Annotated in this window: 12 protein-coding genes; 8 read left to right on the top strand and 4 right to left on the bottom strand. The window is 40.6% G+C overall.

Annotated elements, in window-relative coordinates; all coding sequences use genetic code 11:
• Positions 1–138 precede the first annotated feature (138 nt).
• The 4 genes from HHO47_RS09355 (at position 139) to HHO47_RS09340 (ending at position 7,407) form a co-directional block, all read left to right on the top strand.
• The gene (locus tag HHO47_RS09355; protein WP_169020056.1) at positions 139–2,910 is read left to right on the top strand and encodes a TonB-dependent receptor; all 2,772 of its coding nucleotides are present in this window, start codon (positions 139–141) and stop codon (positions 2,908–2,910) included.
• A 9-nt stretch (positions 2,911–2,919) separates the two neighbouring features.
• Positions 2,920–3,093 (top strand): hypothetical protein, encoded by a 174-nt coding sequence (locus tag HHO47_RS09350; protein ID WP_169020055.1) that lies wholly within the window; start codon positions 2,920–2,922, stop codon positions 3,091–3,093.
• A gap of 193 nt (positions 3,094–3,286) precedes the next feature.
• Positions 3,287–4,651 (top strand): hypothetical protein, encoded by a 1,365-nt coding sequence (locus HHO47_RS09345; protein ID WP_169020054.1) that lies wholly within the window; start codon positions 3,287–3,289, stop codon positions 4,649–4,651.
• A 104-nt stretch (positions 4,652–4,755) separates the two neighbouring features.
• Positions 4,756–7,407, top strand: a complete 2,652-nt coding sequence (locus HHO47_RS09340; protein ID WP_169020053.1) for a DUF2339 domain-containing protein — start codon at positions 4,756–4,758, stop codon at positions 7,405–7,407.
• Between the two features lie 90 nt (positions 7,408–7,497).
• Here HHO47_RS09340 and HHO47_RS09335 read toward each other — a convergent pair whose 3' ends face one another.
• The gene (locus HHO47_RS09335; RefSeq protein WP_169020052.1) at positions 7,498–10,938 is read right to left on the bottom strand and encodes a PAS domain-containing hybrid sensor histidine kinase/response regulator; all 3,441 of its coding nucleotides are present in this window, start codon (positions 10,936–10,938) and stop codon (positions 7,498–7,500) included.
• Between the two features lie 383 nt (positions 10,939–11,321).
• On the opposite strand from HHO47_RS09335, the gene HHO47_RS09330 reads away from it, so the two are divergent.
• From HHO47_RS09330 to HHO47_RS09315, 4 genes are all read left to right on the top strand, one after another.
• The gene (locus tag HHO47_RS09330) at positions 11,322–11,585 is read left to right on the top strand and encodes a DUF4212 domain-containing protein (protein ID WP_169020051.1); all 264 of its coding nucleotides are present in this window, start codon (positions 11,322–11,324) and stop codon (positions 11,583–11,585) included.
• Between the two features lie 10 nt (positions 11,586–11,595).
• Positions 11,596–13,320, top strand: coding sequence for a sodium:solute symporter family protein (locus HHO47_RS09325; protein ID WP_169020050.1), 1,725 nt, complete (start codon positions 11,596–11,598; stop codon positions 13,318–13,320).
• A 119-nt stretch (positions 13,321–13,439) separates the two neighbouring features.
• A complete protein-coding gene (locus HHO47_RS09320) occupies positions 13,440–15,278 on the top strand; it encodes a DUF294 nucleotidyltransferase-like domain-containing protein (RefSeq protein WP_169020082.1) in 1,839 nt (612 codons plus the stop codon).
• Positions 15,279–15,313: 35 nt separating this feature from the next.
• The gene (locus tag HHO47_RS09315) at positions 15,314–15,937 is read left to right on the top strand and encodes an exonuclease domain-containing protein (protein ID WP_169020049.1); all 624 of its coding nucleotides are present in this window, start codon (positions 15,314–15,316) and stop codon (positions 15,935–15,937) included.
• Between the two features lie 186 nt (positions 15,938–16,123).
• Here HHO47_RS09315 and HHO47_RS09310 read toward each other — a convergent pair whose 3' ends face one another.
• The 3 genes from HHO47_RS09310 to rapA form a co-directional block, all read right to left on the bottom strand.
• Positions 16,124–16,504, bottom strand: coding sequence for a hypothetical protein (locus HHO47_RS09310; protein ID WP_169020048.1), 381 nt, complete (start codon positions 16,502–16,504; stop codon positions 16,124–16,126).
• A gap of 16 nt (positions 16,505–16,520) precedes the next feature.
• The gene (locus HHO47_RS09305) at positions 16,521–17,402 is read right to left on the bottom strand and encodes a hypothetical protein (RefSeq protein WP_169020047.1); all 882 of its coding nucleotides are present in this window, start codon (positions 17,400–17,402) and stop codon (positions 16,521–16,523) included.
• 513 nt (positions 17,403–17,915) lie between these two features.
• Positions 17,916–20,810: an RNA polymerase-associated protein RapA gene (gene rapA, locus HHO47_RS09300; RefSeq protein WP_169020046.1), complete on the bottom strand. Its 2,895-nt coding sequence runs from the start codon at positions 20,808–20,810 to the stop codon at positions 17,916–17,918.
• Positions 20,811–20,839: the final 29 nt, after the last annotated feature.

The raw sequence follows: 20,839 nt of genomic DNA, 5'->3' as shown, positions 1-20,839 counted from the left end.
GCGCTTACAACGGTTAATTATCTGGGGTGTAATGGGTACTGACATATTTTTTTCATGATTGCCGCTTAGGGTGTTGCAGCGAGCCAAGTGTGGCCAAGTAAACAATCAAAATCATTAGCAGCAACCAAGAGAACAATTATGAATCCTTTTATCAAATCGAGTATTGCATTAGCGTGTTGTGGTATTTTATATGCGACCCCAGCCTTAGCGGATGGTCGTGTGCAAGGTCGCATCACTGATGCCAGCCAAAGTGTGTATTTTGGCGGCGCGAAAGTATCGGTTAAAGAGCTAAACTTAAATACGGTAAGTAACCGCGATGGTTCTTTCTCATTTAATAAGTTACCAGCGGGTGATTACACCCTAGTGGTTGACTACATTGGTGCAGCATCGGTAGAACAAAAAATTACGGTGGTTGATTCACAAGTTTTCACCCAGCAAATTATTATTGGTGCGCAACAAGACGCCATCGACAATATCATTGTTTATGGCCAAAGTGCCGGTCAAGCAGGCGCAATTAATCGTCAAAAAAACGCTACTAATTTAAAATCGGTAGTCAGTGCTGACTCGATTGGCCAGTTCCCTGATCAAAACGCAGCAGAAGCATTACAGCGTTTACCGGGTATTTTTATCGCTCGCGACCAAGGTGAAGGGCGGTTTGTTGGTATTCGCGGTATTGATCCTAATTTAAACAACGTTACGGTTAATGGCTTAAATGTGCCGTCGCCTGAGGCGGGTGTTCGCTCTGTGGCAATGGATGTATTGCCAAGTGAACTAATTCAAAGTTTAGAAGTAAGTAAAACAGTTACCCCAGACATGGATGCCAGTGCTATTGGTGGCTCTGTTGAAGTAAAAAGCTTGAGTGCCTTTGATAAAGCAGGTGAGAGCTATAGTTTTACTGCACAGGGCTCCTATAACGAACTAGAGTCAAAAACTAGCCCTAAGCTTTCAGGTAGTTACACCAATGTTTATGAACTTGATGGTGACCTTGATCTTGGTGTAGCAACGGCAATATCGTGGTTTAAGCGTGATTTTGGTTCACGTAATATGGAGACCGACGGTGGTTGGAGTGAATTTGATGTTGAAGATGCAGCAACCGGCGACAAGGTCTCACTATTTGGTGCGGAAGAAATTGAGCAACGCCACTATCAAATTACCCGTGAGCGTTTAGGTGCAGCACTTAATTTAGACTTACACAGCGGTGCCACTGCTAAATATTATTTACGCACGCTATATAGTGCTTTTTCTGATGATGAGTATCGCCAACGTAATGAGTATAAGTTTAGCGATGGCAAACTATTAGATAGCAACGAGAGCGGTGCAAACTTTAGTGGTGCAGAAATGGACCGCGATACCAAAGACCGTTATGAAGAACAAAGCATTCTTTCACTGGTACTCGGTGGTGAAAATCAATTAGATAATTGGTTTGTTGAATATAATGTTGGTTATTCTAAATCAGCAGAAAAAGAGCCAAACCGCTTAGATGTGACCTTTGCTGGTAAAGATATTGATATGGGCTACCTTGCACGCGTTGACACACCATTATTAAGCCAATCGACTAATGCTCACGATTTAAGCCTGTTTGAGATGGATAAAATTGAAGCAGCCAAAAACCTTAGTGAAGATGAAGCGCTTAGCTTAAAACTCGACTTCAGCCGTGATTTTGTATGGCAAAATAATAATGGCGAATTTAAGTTTGGTTTTAAACATCAAAATCGCGAAAAACGTAATGATGTAAACGTTGCTATTTATGATGGCGACTTTTTAGGTGCTCTTGGTAGTGACTTTGCAGCGCCTGCACCTGACTTTGATTTGGGAAGTTTTGGACCGGGCCTTGATCGCGACGCGATTCAAGCCTTTGTGAGAAAAAATAAAGAAGCGTTTGCTTTCAATAGTAATGAGTCGCAAATTGAGTCTGATGGCCAAAGTTATGTCAGTAATGAAGATATTACCGCCGCTTATGCGATGGTCAGCATGGATATAGATAAGTTACATGTTGTCGCGGGTGTGCGTTATGAAGGAACTAAGTTTGAAACGCAAGGTAACCAAGTTAACTTAGTAGTTGATAAAGTAAGTGATACAGAGACGGTTACCACCACGCCTTGGCAAGTAAGTAAAGATTATGACTACTTTTTACCAAGTTTAAATTTACGCTATAACATCAGCGATAAATTGGTAACGCGTTTTGCCTACACCAATACCATCGCGCGGCCAACCTTTAGCGATTCAGCCGCTTACCAATTAATTGAAACTGAAACAGTTGAAGATGAAGGCGTAATGGTTACAGAACGTAAAGCTGAAGTTGGCAATCCAGATCTAGACCCGTATGAATCAATGAACTTAGACGCATCAATTGAATATTACCCTGGTTCAATTGGGGTGTTATCTGCTGGTGTTTTCTATAAAGACATCGACAACTTTATTATTCAGCAAGAAGTACAAGATAACGGTGATTGGGATGGTTTTGACGAAGTTGTGCAAATGGTTAATGGCGGTAAAGCGTCACTAACGGGGATCGAGTTAAACTGGAACAAAACCTTTAAATCAGGATTTGTGCTTGGTGCAAACGGAACCTTTATTGATGCGGATGAAAAATTACCAAACCAAGCAGACACAGTAGCAAATATCATTGTGGGTTTTGAAAATCATGCTATTAGCACTCGTTTAAGCGCATCATATAAGAGTGAGAGCTTCCAGTTTGATGATGCTGATATGGCGGTTTATGAAGATAGCCACATGCAGCTGGACTTTAGCAGCAAATACTATTTCAACGATAATATGAATGTGTATTTCAATGCCACTAACCTAACAGATGAGCCAATGTACTTGTACCACGGCGAAAAACGTTACAACTACCAGTACGAATCTTACGGCCGTACATTTGAACTAGGTTTTACGCTTTCTTCTTTTTAAGGTAAAGATATGAGCCTGCTTAACAGTAGGCTCATTGTTGAGGCTAATAAAACTATTTTATATATTGCACTAACTGCATGTTTAGCAGCGGTTGGTTGCCCAGCTAAAAGTAACAAACGCAGCAGTGATGACACCGCAAGAGAGAGTGAAAAAGCAATAGTTTATTGCCGCAGAGCTTGTTAATTGGTTAGAGGATTATCGCTCTCACGATGAATTTGTTATTTTAATATGTGATTTTGTACGTTTTTTTACATATTTGTACTTTTATTCACGATTATGTGACTGTTTGCAAATGGAGGTAATGCTTTGTAAATCATGGAATTATTGCTTTTTTTAATGGTCAAATTGAAACTATTAACAATAAGGAATTGATTCCATGCGTAGCCCGTTATTTAAAACTGCACTAATAACCTCTTTATTTACAACTCTTACTGCTTGCTCTGGGGGTGACTCAAGCTCGAGTAAAAGTGGTTATATTCAATTATATAATGGTTCATATAATAGCCCGTTTACTCGTTTATTTGTCGAAGATACGGAGCGCACAGGCGCTGATTTTGGTGGCGTTACGACTCGCCATAATTACAGCTCTAATGATTACGAAGTGAACTTTAAGTACCTTGATGCAAATGACAGTTATATAACGATCAGTGAAAAAGATGTTTCGGTAAGAGACGACATGACCCAATTATGGGTGATGAATGGCGATTTTGCAGAGCCAACATTTAGTGAGTTAAGTGTGCCAACAGGCAGTGATGAAGATGTTGTTAACTTAGGTTTTTTTAATATTGTAGGAGAAAATATTAGTTTTGATGTGTATTTAGCAAATGATGATGGCTTATTTGAAACCGCAGAGTTAATTGCATCACCACAGTATTTAAACGAACTAGCATTACAAAGCATTGATGAAGGATATTACACACTGTATTTAACTCAAAGTGGTAGTACTGATGTATTATTTGAGTCATCGTCGATCCATCTTGATGATGATGCCAGTTATGTTGCCATGATCCGCCCAAGTTACGCGACTGAGGAAAATGGTATTACGTTAGATCTCGTTACTGCAAGTAATACCGTAACTACGCTAAAACATCAAAATGCCAAAGGGCAAGCGCGTTTTATCAATACCATTGATGATTACCCGAAAATTAGCTTTAATGCAACGCGGGGTGGCGTAAGCAGCCCTACTCAAGTTATCACTAATGACAGCTACTCAAACTACATTGAGCTTGATCCAAACAGTTACAGTATTGCGATGCTTAATGAGGCGGGTAATATAATTGTAGATAATTTTTTACTTACCCTGGAACGTGAACAAAGTAACGTTGGTATTTTTTACAATGATAAAGAGTACGGCCCACGGATGATGACGGTAAAAGAAAGCTTAACCCCAAGTAGCTATAGTCACAAAGTGACAGTTGTTAACTTAATAGACAGTTACGCAGGGCTAGATATTAGCGAAGTTGATGTAGTATTTACCCTCAATGGCGAAACAGTTGAGGATGCTAAAAATATTATTGATGGCCTCGATCGATACGACCAAGAAGACCAAGTAGTTGATAATGAAATTTACACCACTTATGTGCTTTATGAAGATAATGGTCAGAAAATTGTACTTATGCAACAAGGCGATATGGACTTGAGCCAAGAAGGTAACTACATATTAATTATTGAGCATGATGAAACAAGCAGCACTGGCTATAAAATGACGTTAGAGCGCACTGTTACTGATTCAGTAGAATAACCTTACTGTAATCTCAGCCTCGCTATAGCGAGGCTGAGATTTTGGGTGTATTTTCAATACACTTTACGTTATAAGGAAGTATCAAAAGCAGTCAGGATTGAAAAATGGACGATATTTTAGGGCTCATAATCATTTTATCGTTAGTTGTAGTCGCAGGCTCTATAGCTGGCCTTATTGCTTTAATACAAATAAGTACGTTAAAGCAAGATATTGCGATGTTAAAAAAACAACTGCGTGGAGTCATGGCAGATAAAATCGGGCAGCATCAAGTGCCACGAGACATTGCTGCTGATATAACTGAGCCGCAAGCAGCGCCCCCAGTTGCGCTAGAACGATCAAATCAAGTTGAGGTGGCTTTACATCAGCCACTACCAGCAAAAAATTATGCAAGCACCACATCGATTGTAAAAACGACTTCTCACCAGAAACAAGCTTCTCTTTCAGTTATTGATATTTTCTTTAGTAAATTAAAAACACAGTTCCAAGAAAATTGGATGACTTGGATTGGCGGCGTCGCGCTGGCCTTTGGTGGGATATTTTTAGCAAAATACAGTCTTGATGCTGGCTTGTTATCACCAAGCTTACGACTCACCTTTGGGGGCTTATTTGGTGTTGTATTAATTGCTAGTGCCGAGTATTTGCATAGAAAAGGTATTGTTTTTGAAGGCTTTAATAATTACGTACCTGCAGCACTTGCAGGTGGCGGGTTTATTAGCTGTTTTGCATTAACGCTACTTGCCTACTCAAGTTATGCGATGTTAAGCCCAACCACGGCGTTTGTGATGCTGGCAGTTATTGCACTGATGGCAAGTTCTATGGCGCTGCGTTTAGGGCCCTTATTGGCAGTGCTTGGCATCGTTGGCGCTTACAGCGTGCCGATTTGGGTTAATACTGGCAGCGGTAATTTAGCTGCTTTACTGATGTACATTGGCTTTGTTACTTTTGCAACGGTATTAGTGGCACAAAAGGTAAAACGTAATTGGTTGTGGTATTTACTTTGGGCTGGGCATATTGGCTGGTATTGGGTAGCACTGAGTGTGATCAACGCACAGCAATATTGGCTAGTTGGTGGTTTTGCACTGCTATCGATTATAGGTTTAATTGCCATTGCACGATTAGGCTTAACTTTACGTTTATTAGAATATCGTCCGCATAGTTTACAGCGATTATTAAAATTACAGCCGGATCACCCGTTATTGTTAGCAATAGTAATTCCTTTACTGCTGACGATAGTGACAGAGGCGGTGAGCTTACAATGGCAAATTGTGATGGTGTGTTTAATTCTCATGCTGTTATTTTTAGTGCTGCAAAATAGTCGTTGGGATCTTTGGCAAGGTGTGGCGCTAGTAGTTGCGGTGTTATTAGTTCTCAGCCAACAACGTTATAGTGTTGATAGCAACGATCATTTGTTTGTATTTAGGCAAATGTATGGCATAGGGCTATTACTTGCGGTTGGCCTTGGTCTATACGGGCTTTATTTTGGCGCGCGATATTATAAACGTTTAAGCTTTCATTTAGTCGCTGCGTTTAGTGTGTTTACCTTGATTGCAACGCTCTACACCATAACACCCGAGCAAGGCTTAGGTGTTGCGTATCCACTATGGACTGTATTGTTGCTAGTAACGAGTGGTGTATTAATTAAACGCGCACAAACAGCTCACACACAATGGCAGCAGTTTAGTTATTGGGTTGGCGCTAATGCCAATATAACCCTTTGTTTAACTATGTTATTAGCCGATAGCGGGTTAACTCTCGCACTGGCTGCTCAAGTGTTGGTTATTAGTTATTTGGTGAAACGCCATGCTATGCCTATGCCGTATTGGCCTATTAAAGTGCTGGTGGCTGTGGTGCTGGCAAGGCTAACCTTTGCACCATGGACTGCACATTATTTTGATCTAACTATATTTGCAACGCATTGGAGCGCAATTGTGTATCCATTAGCGGTTGGGTTATTTTGGTTTGCCGCAAAACAGTGGCAACAAACAGATATGAAAATTTGGCTCGAAGGGGCTGCATTACATTGTTTAGCATTATTTATCACCACTGAAACCAGTTATCAACTAGTCGGGCATTATCCACAGCTTTTCTCTTTAAGCTTTTATGAGCAGGTATTACTCAGTTGTAATTGGTTAGCACTTGGCTGCGTTTACCTGCATCGGTCACACAGCGCAGGGCAACTGGGAAAACTTTACCGAATTGCAGGGGGGGCACTGACGGGACTTGCTGGCTTGTTGTTGATAAGTACAGCATTACATGAAAACCCACTCTTTATACACCTTTACATTGGTGAAATACCATTATTTAATTGGCTGTTATTAACCTGGCTAGTGCCAAGTATACTTACACTGTGGTTGGTTAAATTAGTTAAACCACTTAATGCTAAGTTTAGCCAAATAGTACTAGGTGTATCAGGCTTATTAGCAGTGTTAGCTATCAACACACTGATCCGCCAATATTGGCAAGGCGGGTTCATTTATCTTGATAAAGCGACCAGTGACGCCGAGCTATACAGTTATTCGATCATTTGGTTATTACTTGGCGCACTAGTGGTCACTGCCGGGCATTTAAAACAACAATTGCTACTACAGAAAGTCGGTTTAGGCATTCTCGGCGCGGTTATCGTGAAGGTATTCTTAATTGATATGGCAAGCCTGACAGGCTTACTCAAAGCGATATCATTTATTGGTTTAGGGTTATCTCTGGTCGGCCTAAGTTGGCTGTTCCAAAAGCTCAGGAATAAAGTACCAGCTGGGTAATTTAACTCAAACAGTACACCCAATAAGATTGTTGGGTGTACTTAGTTATAGTGTTTAACGCCAATCTGTTTTAATCTTTTACTTAACACCTCATGCACTATGATTAAGCAGTGCTTTTAATTTTCCTGGCTTGATTGGTTTAGACAAGTAATGAATATCAGCGGCTTTAGTGGCTTGTTTTAGCTTTACGTCGCGTACTGCGGTGATTAAAATTGCTGGCACATTGGTTTGCCAAATTTCCCGCAGGGCTGTAATTAACGTAATGCCATCGTGTTCATGGCCTAGCTGGTAATCCATTAATATTACATCCGGTGCGTTGTGTCCATGTGCGTACTTCAGCACGCTTTCAACTTGGTCAAACAGCTGATAGTTAGCTTGCCACTTTTGTAATAAACTGGCCATAGCATTGAGGTTTTCAGGGTCATCGTCAACGGCGATGATGTTCATAGCAGAACGCTCTTCAAATAAGCTGTTGGTTGCGAGCTTTTGTTGTACAAACTGGCTTTCACCATAGGGTATTTCGATACTAAAACAGCTACCTTTTTGTGGTGTTGAGCGTACCTCTAAGCGGATTGAAAGTAAATCAACCATACGTTTTACTACGCTAAGGCCTAGGCCAACTCCTTTGTTGTCAGAGGCTTCTACACGGTAGAAGTCGTTAAATATCTTTGCTTGCTCTACTGCACTAATGCCAGGGCCAGTATCCCATACTTCAATGCGTAAGTGATATTTGCGTTTACGACATGCCACTAATACTTTACCGGTATCGGTGTATTTAACTGCATTTGAGACTAAGTTCTGTACAATTCGCCGTAGATAGGTGATATCACTGTGGACAATATACGGTCCGCTGCGCACTGTGAGATTAAGGCCTTTTTCGCTTGTTAAAATGGCGTATTCACTGCGCAGTGGAGCGAGGATATCATCAATACTAAAGTGGCGCGGGTTTGGGGTCATTGCACCTTGTTCAAGTTTGGCAATTTCTAATAATGCTGACATTAAATGCACGGTTGAATCGAGGCTGGCGCTGAGCTTTTCGAAGTTATTGATATTATTATCAGCGAGGGATTTTTCATCTATCGCAGCAAGGTATAAACGGGCGGCATTGAGTGGTTGTAAAATATCGTGACTTGCTAATGCTAAAAAGCGGGTTTTACTGTCATTAGCTTGCTCTGCTTCTCGTTTCGCTAAAGTAAGTGCTTGCTCTGTTTGTACGCGGCTTTCTATTTGAGCTTCAAGATCTTTATTGATAGTACGTATTTCTTGGGTGCGCGCTTCAATGCGGTTCTCCAGATCCATATTTACTTCTTCAAGTGCATTTTGCGTGGCAATGTGAGTGGTAATATCTGAAAAGCTAGTAACAAAGCCGCCATCAGGCAGTGGGTTACCGGTCATTTCGTACACTAGGCCGTTACGACGGTGACGGATAAAGTGATGCGAACTGCCATTTTTTAAATGTTGCACGCGCTTTTCTACTTGTCGTTCTATTTCACCAGGGCCACATTCACCGCGCTGGGCATTGTAACGAATAATTTGCTCAATCGGTTGGCCTACCTCTAAAAATCCTTCAGGGTAATTAAACATCTCTGCGTAGCGCTTGTTCCACGCAACAAGATTAAGCTCTTTATCAACTACTGAAATACCATGGCTGAGGTTCTCTAAAGAGGTGAACAACAGATTTTGGTTAAACTGTAGTGCTTGCGTTGTTTCATCAAAAAAGTTAACCACTTCTTCAAATGCCATGCGTTTACCCGATGCTACAGTATGAATAAGCGCTTGCGCAGAAGAGGCACCTAATACACCGGCCAAGGCGCGTTCGCAGTAAGCTATAAACTCAGGATCAGGGTGAGCGTTATTGTTTCCGAGTTGGTGAGTCAGTGAAAAATGCGTCAATACTTGTTGGCTACGGTGGACTCCTAAAAAGGTTTGTAACAGTACTTTAAAATCGTATACCGTGGCTTTTACGTTTTTGTTTAAACGTCTTGCAAGTACAGCTTGCTCCTTGGGATTAACGAATGCTGCTGCTTGAATTTTATCAATTAGCCGCTCATCAGCTCCCAATGAAAAACTAATATAACAGCCGATATTAGCAAATAAAGCGATCAGTGTACCGCGGGTAATAAGAGTTTGTTGTAGTTCGGTGTCAAGTGTATTGCCTGTATCTAAGATAGGTAGCATTAAAAATAATATCCAACAAATCAATCCTGCTAATAAACCTGCATACACACCATAAGCATGGCCTTTGCGCCAGTATAGGCCGCCCACAATAGCGGGTAATAATTGTGTTACCAAAGAAAATGCAACTAACCCCATGCTGGCAAGTGCTTTGCCGTGACCAAACCATTGCTGATAAAAATACGATAAGATCAAAATACCAGCGATGGTAAAACGCCTTACCAGTAATATTTGTGGCTTATAACTGCTAGTGATCAGGTTACGTTTGAATTTACGACGTAGCATCAGCGGTAATACTACATCATTTGAGATCATGGTGCTTAGGGTCAAAGTGGCAACCACAATCATCGCCGTCGCTGCGGATATTCCGCCAATAAACACAAACGTGGTAAGTAAAACATTGCTATTCATTAATGGCAGTGCCAATACAAAACTATCGGGTGAAAAACTATTGCCGATCTGTGGATGAATCGCCGCGGTAGCAATCGGTAAAATCATTGCTGCAGTTAGCAATAAATAGAGGGTAAAAGTCCAACGAGCGGTAAATAGGTGGCGTTTGTCTTGGTTATCAACCACAGTAACGTGAAATTGTCGTGGCAAACAGATGATGGCAGCAGCGGACATCAATGATTGGCCAATAAAATTAAAGCTCAAAAAGTTAAAATTGCCCCAGTGATGCCACAGCGACTTTTTAACTTGTAATTCACTGGTACTGGGTAAGTTATACAAGGTGTACACCGCCAAAGCCGCCACTGCAATTAATGCCAGTAGTTTGATCATTGATTCAAATGCTACCGCAAGCATTAATCCCGAGCGGTATTCGGTTACATCAACTTTACGAGTACCAAAAAAAATCGCAAATATCGCCATGATCAAAGTGGCAGATAGTGCGACCATTGATCCCGATATTTTATTGTCACTTTGTAGTAGTAAGAAGCTGTTGCTCAGTGCTTTTAACTGTAAGGCGATATAAGGAATGGTTGCTAGTAACGCGATCACTGTCACCATAATAGCTGTGGTTTGGCGCTTACCATAACGGGCAGAGATAAAATCAGCAATGGTGGTGATATTTTGCTTTTTACTGACCAGCACTAGTTTGCGTAAAAAACCTTGTCCGAAAAAAAACAATAATGCAGGGCCAAGCAAAATAGGTAAATAGCTCCAACTGCTGGTGGCAGCTGTGCCCACAGAGCCATAGTAAGTCCATGAGGTGCAATAAATACCCAACGAAAAAGAGTAAACAAAAGGATGGTGGCTAATTCGTTTGGCCAGTGGTGTAGTTTTATCGCCCCAGATCGCAAGCCAAAACAAGATGCCAATATACGCTAAAGCGACAAAAATCAGTGCAGCAGTCATATTTTATTCAATTTCTATTATGTTATGCACACCATACCAGAAGTTTTCACTATTTTGAGCTGTCAATTTTATGAGTATTATAAAAAAAACATATTTATATGATATATATAAGGAATTTAATGTTTCACTGCTGTATTAGACTAATGTCGCACGTGTGTAATATAGCCTAGATAAATAGTTGAAATCACCCACTTTAAATTATTAACCATATGATAATAAAGTGTTTTTATTATTTCTAATTAATCAATTCTCGCAGTTTACGTAAACGTTAACTCGTTGTTACGACCATGGTCTCAATTCAATATTATTCAGGTATTGCTAAGTTTATAACCGAGAATAAATCGAACACATCACTTTTTACAGATGTTAAAGAGGAAAATAAAATGGCTTTTAAAGATGAAGAACAAGCAAAAGCTTATTGGGCGGAAAACATTTCACTGCTGTTTAAATTATTAGCAGTTTGGTTTGTCGTGTCGTTTGGCTTTGGCATACTACTGGTTGATGTACTTAATGAAGTGCGTTTCTTTGGTTTTAAACTTGGCTTCTGGTTCTCCCAGCAAGGCTCGATTTACACCTTTATAATTTTGATTTTTGCATACGTTTTCAAAATGAATACGTTAGATAAAAAATACGGCGTAGACGAATAGGAGCTAAGCAATGGATGTTCAAACACTCACGTTTATAATTGTCGGTTTAAGCTTTGCGCTTTATATCGGCATTGCAATTTGGGCTCGAGCGGGCTCAACAAATGAATTTTATGTGGCAGGCGGCGGTGTTCCACCTCTTGCTAATGGTATGGCAACCGCTGCAGATTGGATGAGTGCTGCGTCATTTATCTCCATGGCGGGTATCATCTCTTTCGCCGGTTACGATGGTGGCGTGTACTTAATGGGTTGGACTGGTGGTTATGTTTTACTTGCCATGTGTTTAGCTCCTTATTTGCGTAAGTTTGGTAAATTCACTGTACCTGATTTTATCGGCGACCGTTACTACTCACGTACAGCGCGTTTGGTCGCAATTCTGTGTGCTATCTTCATTTGTTTTACCTATATTGCAGGGCAAATGCGTGGTGTAGGCGTGGTATTTTCTCGCTTCTTAGAAGTTGAAATTGACACTGGCGTTTACATTGGTATGGTTATCGTATTCTTTTATGCTGTACTTGGCGGCATGAAAGGCATTACTTACACGCAAGTAGCACAATATTGTGTACTGGTATTTGCTTACCTTGTTCCAGCTATCTTCATCTCTATGATGATGACGGGTCACATTTTACCGCAAACCGGTTTTGGTGCCACTTTAAGTGATGGCTCAGGTATGTATGTGCTTGATAAGTTAGATGGATTAAGCGCTGAGCTTGGCTTTGCTCAATACACTGAAGGCTCTAAGAGCATCATTGATGTATTTGCAATCACAGGTGCATTAATGGTGGGTACTGCTGGCCTTCCACATGTAATTGTTCGCTTTTTTACTGTACCTCGCGTTAAAGATACACGTATCTCAGCGGCATGGACTTTAGTATTCATTGCCATTGTTTACACAGCAGCACCAGCGGTTGCGGCGTTTGCCCGTGTAAACATGATTGATACTATAAATGGTAAAGACGGAAGTGGTACAGAATACGCAGATGCACCAGGTTGGATCAAAAATTGGGAAAGAACGGGATTAATCACTTTTAATGATAAAAATGGTGATGGTAAAATGTTCTACACAGCAGGTAAAATTGATGATCCAAACAGCGCAAACGAAGTTAACGTTGACCGCGATATTATGGTACTTGCGAATCCTGAAATTGCTAATTTACCAGCATGGGTTGTGGCACTCGTGGCTGCCGGTGGTATTGCTGCGGCATTATCGACAACCGCAGGCTTACTATTAGTTATTTCGACCTCCGTATCGCACGATTTACTCAAGCGAACCTTAAAACCCGACATTAATGATAAACAAGAGTTACTCGCAGCGAGGTTGGCGGCCATGGTTGCGATTGTTATCTCCGCTTACTTTGGTATTCATCCGCCTGGATTTGTAGCATCGGTGGTGGCATTTGCATTCGGCTTAGCTGCTGCAAGTTTCTTCCCGGCGATCATCATGGGTATTTTCTCTAAGAAGATGAATAAAGAAGGCGCGATTTTAGGCATGGTAACAGGTATCACCTTTACTGCTGCTTATATTATCTTCTTCAAATTCATCAGCCCAGAACTCAATAACTCTGAACATTGGTTCCTTGGTATTTCACCAGAAGGAATTGGTTTAGTTGGTATGTTTATTAACTTTGCGGTGGCTGCAATTGTGGTTAAGTTTACCGCTGATACACCACTTGAAATTCAAGAAATGGTTGAAGGTATCCGTAACCCTAAAGGGTCTAGTGAAGCACATGCTCACTAACAACGCTGATACTTTATTAATTCATAATAGGTAGACCCAAAAGCCCGAATTAAATCGGGCTTTTTATTTGCGACAGATAGCAGTACAGTGGTTGTACGATTGTTTTTGTGAGTAAACAGATGAATAGTGAGCAGCAAGAAGTCGCCCAGTTTGTGCTAGCACAAACGCCATTTAGCCACCTAGAACACAGCGCAACAGATTACTTTGTAAAACATCTTGATGTTATTTATTTGACTCGTGAAAACCAAACGCAATGGCTGCAATCAGAGTCACCTAAACTGTTTTTAATTCGTTCTGGCTTGTATGACTTAGTGGATGCAAAAGGCGATGTGATCACCCGTTTAGCACAAGGTGATTATTTTGGTTTTCCTTCATTACTGACTGGCGAAGCAATTCAAAATCGTTTAGCAGTGCAAAAAGAGGGCATTGTTTATATGCTCAACCAAGACGCGTTTGACTATCTGCGTCGTGAATATAAACCGTTTGAACAATACTTTGTGCGTGCCCATGCTAATCGGTTGTTATCATCGCATTATAAAAGCCAGAATAATAGCTGGTCTGAGCGTAAAATATCAGAATTGATGTCTCGCAAAGCAGTGTCCTTGTCACCGGATGCAAGCATTCGCCAAGCGGCTAAAAAAATGAAAGAGCACGGTGTTTCATCAATTATGGTTACTGAGTATGAACGCTTAGTAGGGGTGGTAACAGATCGCGATTTACGCAATCGCGTCTTGGCCGACGAAGTTGACCCTAAAGAAGCTGTTAGTACCATAATGAGTGCTAAACCAAAGTTTATTTTTGAAAATAACCGCGTGTTTTCGGCGTTACATTTAATGCTCAAACATAATATTCACCATCTCCCCGTATTGGATGAACACCATAAAGCACTAGGGATGATCACCAGTACCGATTTATTACGCCAACAAAAAAGCGACCCAGTACAATTAATTGGCCGTATTTATAAATCCCATAGTGTGACTGATTTAAAGCGCTACGCGGCTGAAATACCAGGGTTGCTGCGCAGTTTTTCTCATAATATTGATGATATATCGTTGATCGGCAAACTGCTCAGTGGCTTGACCGATGCGCTTACCTCTCGGCTAATTTACTTATTTCAAGAAGAGTGCGGAGCGGCGCCGACCAGTTTTAGCTTTATTTGTTTTGGTTCACAAGCCCGTGAAGAGCAAACCTTGCATTCAGATCAAGACAACGGCTTATTACTACCTGATGATTTATCAGAGCAACATCAAGATTATTACCGCCGCATGGGAGAGTTTGTTTGTGAGCAGTTGGTCGAGTGCGGTATCAGGCGTTGTCCAGGTAACATAATGGCCAGCAGTGAATTATGCAGAATGAGTATATCTGATTGGTGTGAAAAGTTTTTTGCTTGGATAAAAAGCCCAACGCCTGAGGCTATGCTGAACTGTAAAATATTTTTTGACTTACGCTTTATTGAAGGTTCTACAGCGCTTTACACCGCATTTTGTGAGCAGCTAACCCGTATTTCTCGTAACGAATTATTTTACGCGGCAATGGCAACCGATATTAAATCTAACTCAGTACCAATTGGTTTATTTAATCAGTTTAAACTCGAAAAAGATGCGAAACAGCATAAATACATCGATTTGAAAAAGCGTGGCGTAGTGATCATCAATGACATTGTACGTTTATATGCGTTAAAAGCAGGTATACGCCGAGCAAACACCCAAGAGCGCTTAGATGCATTACTGAAGCACTCATTATTAAGTGATCACGATGTATATAACCTTAAAGATTGTTGGCGATTTCTCACTCAGTTACGCTTACGCACGCAAATAAATGAAGAAGGATTACCCAGTAATTGTATTAACCCTGATAAGTTAAGCTCCTTAGAACGTCACCAATTAAAAGAAGCCTTCTATTTACTCAAGCTCGCACAACAAGCCGCGGCATTTAAGTTTGCTCGTGGGAGTTTATAAGTATGTGTTTTGCTGTGAATAAGGTGACAAGCTAAGTGGTTAAACGTTGGCTGAGTCGCTATTTTGCGCGTAAGCAATTACTTGCTCAAAATGCACTAGTACAGCGCTATATAGTAATTGATTTAGAGCTGACTGGGTTTGATCCAAAACAGCATGAGATTGTCTCGATTGCGTGGGTGTTGATAGAAAATCAATGTATTAAATTGAGCCAAGCTCAGCACGCCATAAATAAAGATGTGCTGCGCCTTGAGCAAAGCCCTGTTTATCATGGAATTGCCCAGCAAGATGTCGCAACAGGGCAAAGCTTAGCGGCCATTTTAGCTAAGCTAAGCGCTCATTTTTCGGACGCTATTTTGGTATTTCACAATGCGACTTTAGATTGGGGATTTTTAAAGCAGGCATTTCAAGCACATAATATTGATGTGCAGCCTTTATTGATCATTGATACTTTTCAGATTGAAAAAAAACGTTTGCACCAACAAGGGCAGGAAATCGGCTTGGATGATTTAACCCTTGGTGCTTGTCGGGCGCGTTATGAGCTACCTCATTATGGTTGCCATCATGCACTTACCGATGCCATGGCTACCGCAGAATTGTTGTTGGCACAATGTCATCAAATAAGCGGCGGTAAGAAGTTGAAATTGGCTGCGTTGCTTTGATGTGTCAATTCGGCGTTAATAGTGGCTCTGTTTAATTTTCTCTTTGGTTTTCTGCTATGAAAAATAATTTACTGCCACAAAAATAATCCATTTAATTAACTCACATCTGCGTGTTGTGTTTATAACAGGGGCAGTATTTACATAAAAACGTTTCGAGCACATTACTATTTAAAGGTGTTTCTGAATTTACTCAAATTTCCTTTTAAACTTTTCTAACTTAACAAAACTCTCAGAAGAAAAAGCTCCAACATCATACGGAATCACGGCTAAATCAATTTCTGAATTCACTTCAGTCTTAGACAGATACCTATTACCGCTAAATCCCCATACTACTGTTTGATAAAAAACAAACATCATCCAAAATAAGAGCATTATAAATACTCTAGCTTTAGAAGCTAAAAGCCACAGACCGATAGAGAAAATGCTAAAACTAAAAGTAGAATATATTAAATCTAAAAGTTTGTAGTTTTCGTCCAAAAACCAAGAAAACTCCAAGTTAAACTTAAAAAAACACCCCATATAATCATAGGATGGAATAAAAAATAACCCGACAATCTTCTTTTTCACTATAAAACATCCAAGATTATCTAGTGTATGTACATATATACTTTCCAATACCTTTATTCACACAAGTTACTCGTCCTGTAGATCCGCTACTACCAATAAAAGTTACTCCAGCTCGCGTTGCTGCATCATAAAAATCAGAGAATACTGAAGCTCCACCTTTTTCAAAAACATATTGCTCAGCTCTAGTCGTTGAAAGTGATGGTTCAATCATATTATTATCTACATCTGTACCATGTTCAAAGTCCCAGATGAGCTTTCCATTAATTATTGCGTATAATGAAAATATAGCAGTGCTTTTATCATTAAAAGAAACCTCTATCATGACTTTATCTATTTCCACTATACCACTAAGTTGCCCGGCTATATTTGTAAGGTTAACAACTTTATCTAATACGCCATTGTATTGGTTATAGTGATCTGAAACAGAGTTTTGCACTGAACTAGCTCCCACTAAATCCCACGCACTATTTGCAATGCTAGTTGGTACAACGTCAGCTTCCATTTCAGCTAAACTATTTTTTAGGGAGTTTTTTGCACTTGATAAAGCATAAAAGGTATTTAAAACATTTTGTTCCACACCATAACTAGTTGTAGATACAGAATAAATAGGGATTTTCCTATCAGGAACTTTCCCACCATTACCATCTGGTTCACCACCTCCTGGAATGGTTCTATATCCAGAAATAACCTTAGAAACTTTAAATTTTTCAATGTTTCCTTTATCTAAATTCATTACATAAACGTTAAGAGGTTTATTCAGTTTTGATTCGGCTTTCGCAGCCACTTCAAATTGCTCAATAGAAGAACATTTAGAACATTCTTTATAAAGAGGTTGTTCTGCAGAAGTACCAAAAAAAGAGACTAGGCCTAAAAAAGAAGTGAAAAGTATGTATTTCATTATAAATCATTCCATAATTATTAAATATTGTATTTAGTAAGTAACTAATCCCACCCTCATAGGTTGGATCTTAAGAAACTTGAAGTTGAATTCTGTTAATGACCAAATAGTTACGCAAATAAAACATGATTAAAAACAGAGTCAGTATGTAGGTTAATCAAGTTTCAAATCAATTAAAAGCCCATATTTCAGAAAACACCTAATTGAGCTGGTATAAACTTCTAGATTTCAAGCTCGACCAGCTTTAAACCGCCCTGAGTATGATGTTTTAAAAATGATACCAAGTGAATAATACCTATAACAAGGTAAGAATTTAAATATATCCTTGTAATGCAAGGATATTTATACTTAATATATATGTTGCTTTTAAGTTGTAAATCAAATCATTATTAATTGTTTGGGCAAACAGTATCAGAAAATTTATTCTTAAAGTGGGTGCGGAAGATCGGATGCAATATTTGCTAGGCGCGGGTTTACCCCGCGCAAATGCAATAAAAAAGCTCACTTCTCAAATCAATGTGATACCACAATTAAGCGAATTGCATCTAACTGCAACTGTGCTTTGCCAATATAAGTTGTCAGCTCTGTGCGTTGCTTGTCGTAGAAGGTGAGCTCTTCTTCACGGATGTTAGGGTTGATCTGTTTCAGCGCCGCTAAACGTGCTTGCTCTTCACTGAGTGATTGTTGCATTTGCTCAAGTGCTTCAGCTCTAATAACTTCTAGCTTAGTTAGCGCCATTTCTTGCGCTGTTTTAAGCATCGGGTGAATCGCACTTTGTAATGCTCCAGCAAGTTTACTGGCTGTTTGACGGCCTACGGCTGAAAGCTGCTGGTTAAAACCATCAAAACCTACATTATCGCCTAAGTTATTACTGGCTTTGTCGAGCAATATACGAATTGGCGTCGGTGGTAAAAAGCGACCAATTTGCAGCGCTTTTGGTGCCATGGCTGCTGCTACGTAAATTAGCTCAACAAAGAAGGTGCCTGGTGGTAATTTTTTGTTTTTAAGCAATGCGACTGACGCAGTACCAAAGTCATCATCACAGATCATGTCTAAGGTGCCTTGCACCATAGGGTGATCCCAGCTGATGAAATGTACATCTTCTTGTGCTAATGCCGTGTCACGGTCAAACGTGACTGTCATGCCGTCGTCTTTTAAACTTGGGAATGACGGATTTAGCATATGCTCCGTTGGCTTTAAGATAATAGTGTTTTCACCTTTATCTTCTTGGCTAACGCCAAAGGTATCAAACACGTTGATCATATAACTTGGTAGTTCAAACTGGTTGTCTAGTTTTTCAATATCAACAACCAGCGAGTCTGCTGCACCTTGACCTGATGAGTGTAACTCAAGCAAACGGTCACGGCCGTTTTCCATTTGTTTACGCAGTACGGTATTTTGACCGGCTACTTGCTCTAGTAATGGCTCTAGATCATCTTCATCACAGTTATGGGCGGCTATAAATTCAAGTAGCTCATCTTTATATTCTTTATACAAAAGTTGCCCAGTGCTTGAGGTGGTTTCAAAGGCATCTAAGCCTTCGTTATACCAACGTAGTAATACTTCTTGTGCGCTGTTTTCAAAGTACGGTACATGGATGTTGATGTCTTGAGTTTGGCCAATACGGTCTAGGCGACCAATACGTTGCTCAAGTAAATCTGGGTTCAGTGGTAAATCAAATAACACTAAGTGATGAGCAAATTGGAAGTTACGACCTTCTGAACCAATTTCAGAGCACAATAATATTTGTGCGTTGTCGTATTCATCAGCAAAGAATGCGGCGGCACGATCTCGCTCAATAATTGTCATGCCTTCATGGAACACTGAGGCTTTAATCGCTTCGCGTTCACGCAGGATTTGCTCAAGGCTGATAGCGGTTTCGGCTTTAGCACAAATAAGCAGGACTTTTTCGCGTTTAAGGGTTTTCAGAGTCTCGATCAGCCATTCTACGCGAGGATCAAATTGTCCCCAGCTGGCGCTTTCGCCTTCAAACTCTTGGAATATTTTTTCAGGGAATAGGGCGCGTTGCGCACTAAGCTCAGCATTTTGAATACCACTCATATTGCCTAGTACTGAAATTGCTGTTTTATATTGTTTCGGCATTGCCATTGGGTAGGCGTGTAGTTTGCGACTAGGGTAGCCGTCAATGCCGCTACGGCTATTTCTAAATAAAATTCGGCCTGTGCCGTGGCGGTCTAAAAGCATTGCTAAGATTTCTTTACGGGCTGCTGCATCGCCATTTTGTGCTTGCTCTAGTACTTTGCTAATGTCGGTTTCTTTTAACAGCTCAATTAGCGTGGCTTTGGCGTTGTCATCAAGGGCTTGCTGTTGCAGTAACTGATTTGCAGCCTCTGCCACATGCTTATAGTTACTTTCTTCTGCTACAAAGGCGTCGTAATCGTAAAAGCGATCAGGGTCGAGTAATTGTAGGCGTGCAAAGTGACTACGGTGACCAAGTTGATCAGGCGTTGCAGTTAATAGTATCAGCCCAGGAATATCTTGGCTAAGCTCAGCCATACGTTGATATTCAGTGCTTGGTTTACCGTTGGTAATACTTAAATGATGCGCTTCATCAACAATCAGTAAATCCCAATCAGCCATTGTTGCTTGTTCAAACCAGCGTTTTTTCTTGGTTAAAAATTCAAGGCTAGTTAGTACTAACTGTTCAGTGTCGAATACATTTGGTGAGTCGGCAAATGCTTCATCGCAACGCTCTTCATCAAAAATCGAAAAGTGTAAATTAAAACGGCGCAGCATTTCAACTAACCACTGATGTTGTAAGTTCTCCGGCACTACGATGAGCACTCGGCTGGCACGGCCACTGATAATTTGTTGATGTAAGATCATCCCCGCTTCAATGGTTTTGCCAAGGCCTACTTCATCAGACAATAATACGCGTGGCGCAAAGCGTTTACCGACCTCTTGGGCAATATAAAGCTGATGAGGAATGAGGCTTGCGCGCTGGCCAATCAAACCCTTAATAGGCGATTGTTGGCGTTCAAACTGGTGTTGCCATGTTTGATAGCGCAGTGTATAGCGATCAAAACGGTCAACTTGGCCAGCAAATAAGCGGTCTTGGGGGTTATTAAATTTGATAAAGTGATCTAAAAACGTTTCTTTTAATTGTGCTTTTTCACCGTTATCAATACGGGTGCCGTGATAACAAAGTAGCTCACCGATAGGTTCAATGGACTCGACTTCAAGTTCCCATTCATCAACGCTTTTGATCACATCACCAGGATTAAATGCCACGCGGGTAACTGGTGCTTCTTGCATTGAATAAACACGGTTTTCGCCACTGGCGGGGAATAAAATGCTGACCTGACGGCCCTCAAGGGCAACCACTGTGCCTAATCCTAAATCTGACTCTGTATCACTGATCCAACGCTGACCTAAGGAAAAATTCATGTATGTCTCGTCTATGAAGAAAAAGGCGG

The organism is Pseudoalteromonas arctica (genome assembly GCF_012927645.1).
Taxonomy (GTDB): Bacteria; Pseudomonadota; Gammaproteobacteria; order Enterobacterales; family Alteromonadaceae; genus Pseudoalteromonas; species Pseudoalteromonas arctica_A.
This window is presented reverse-complemented; position numbering and strand designations above follow the sequence as displayed.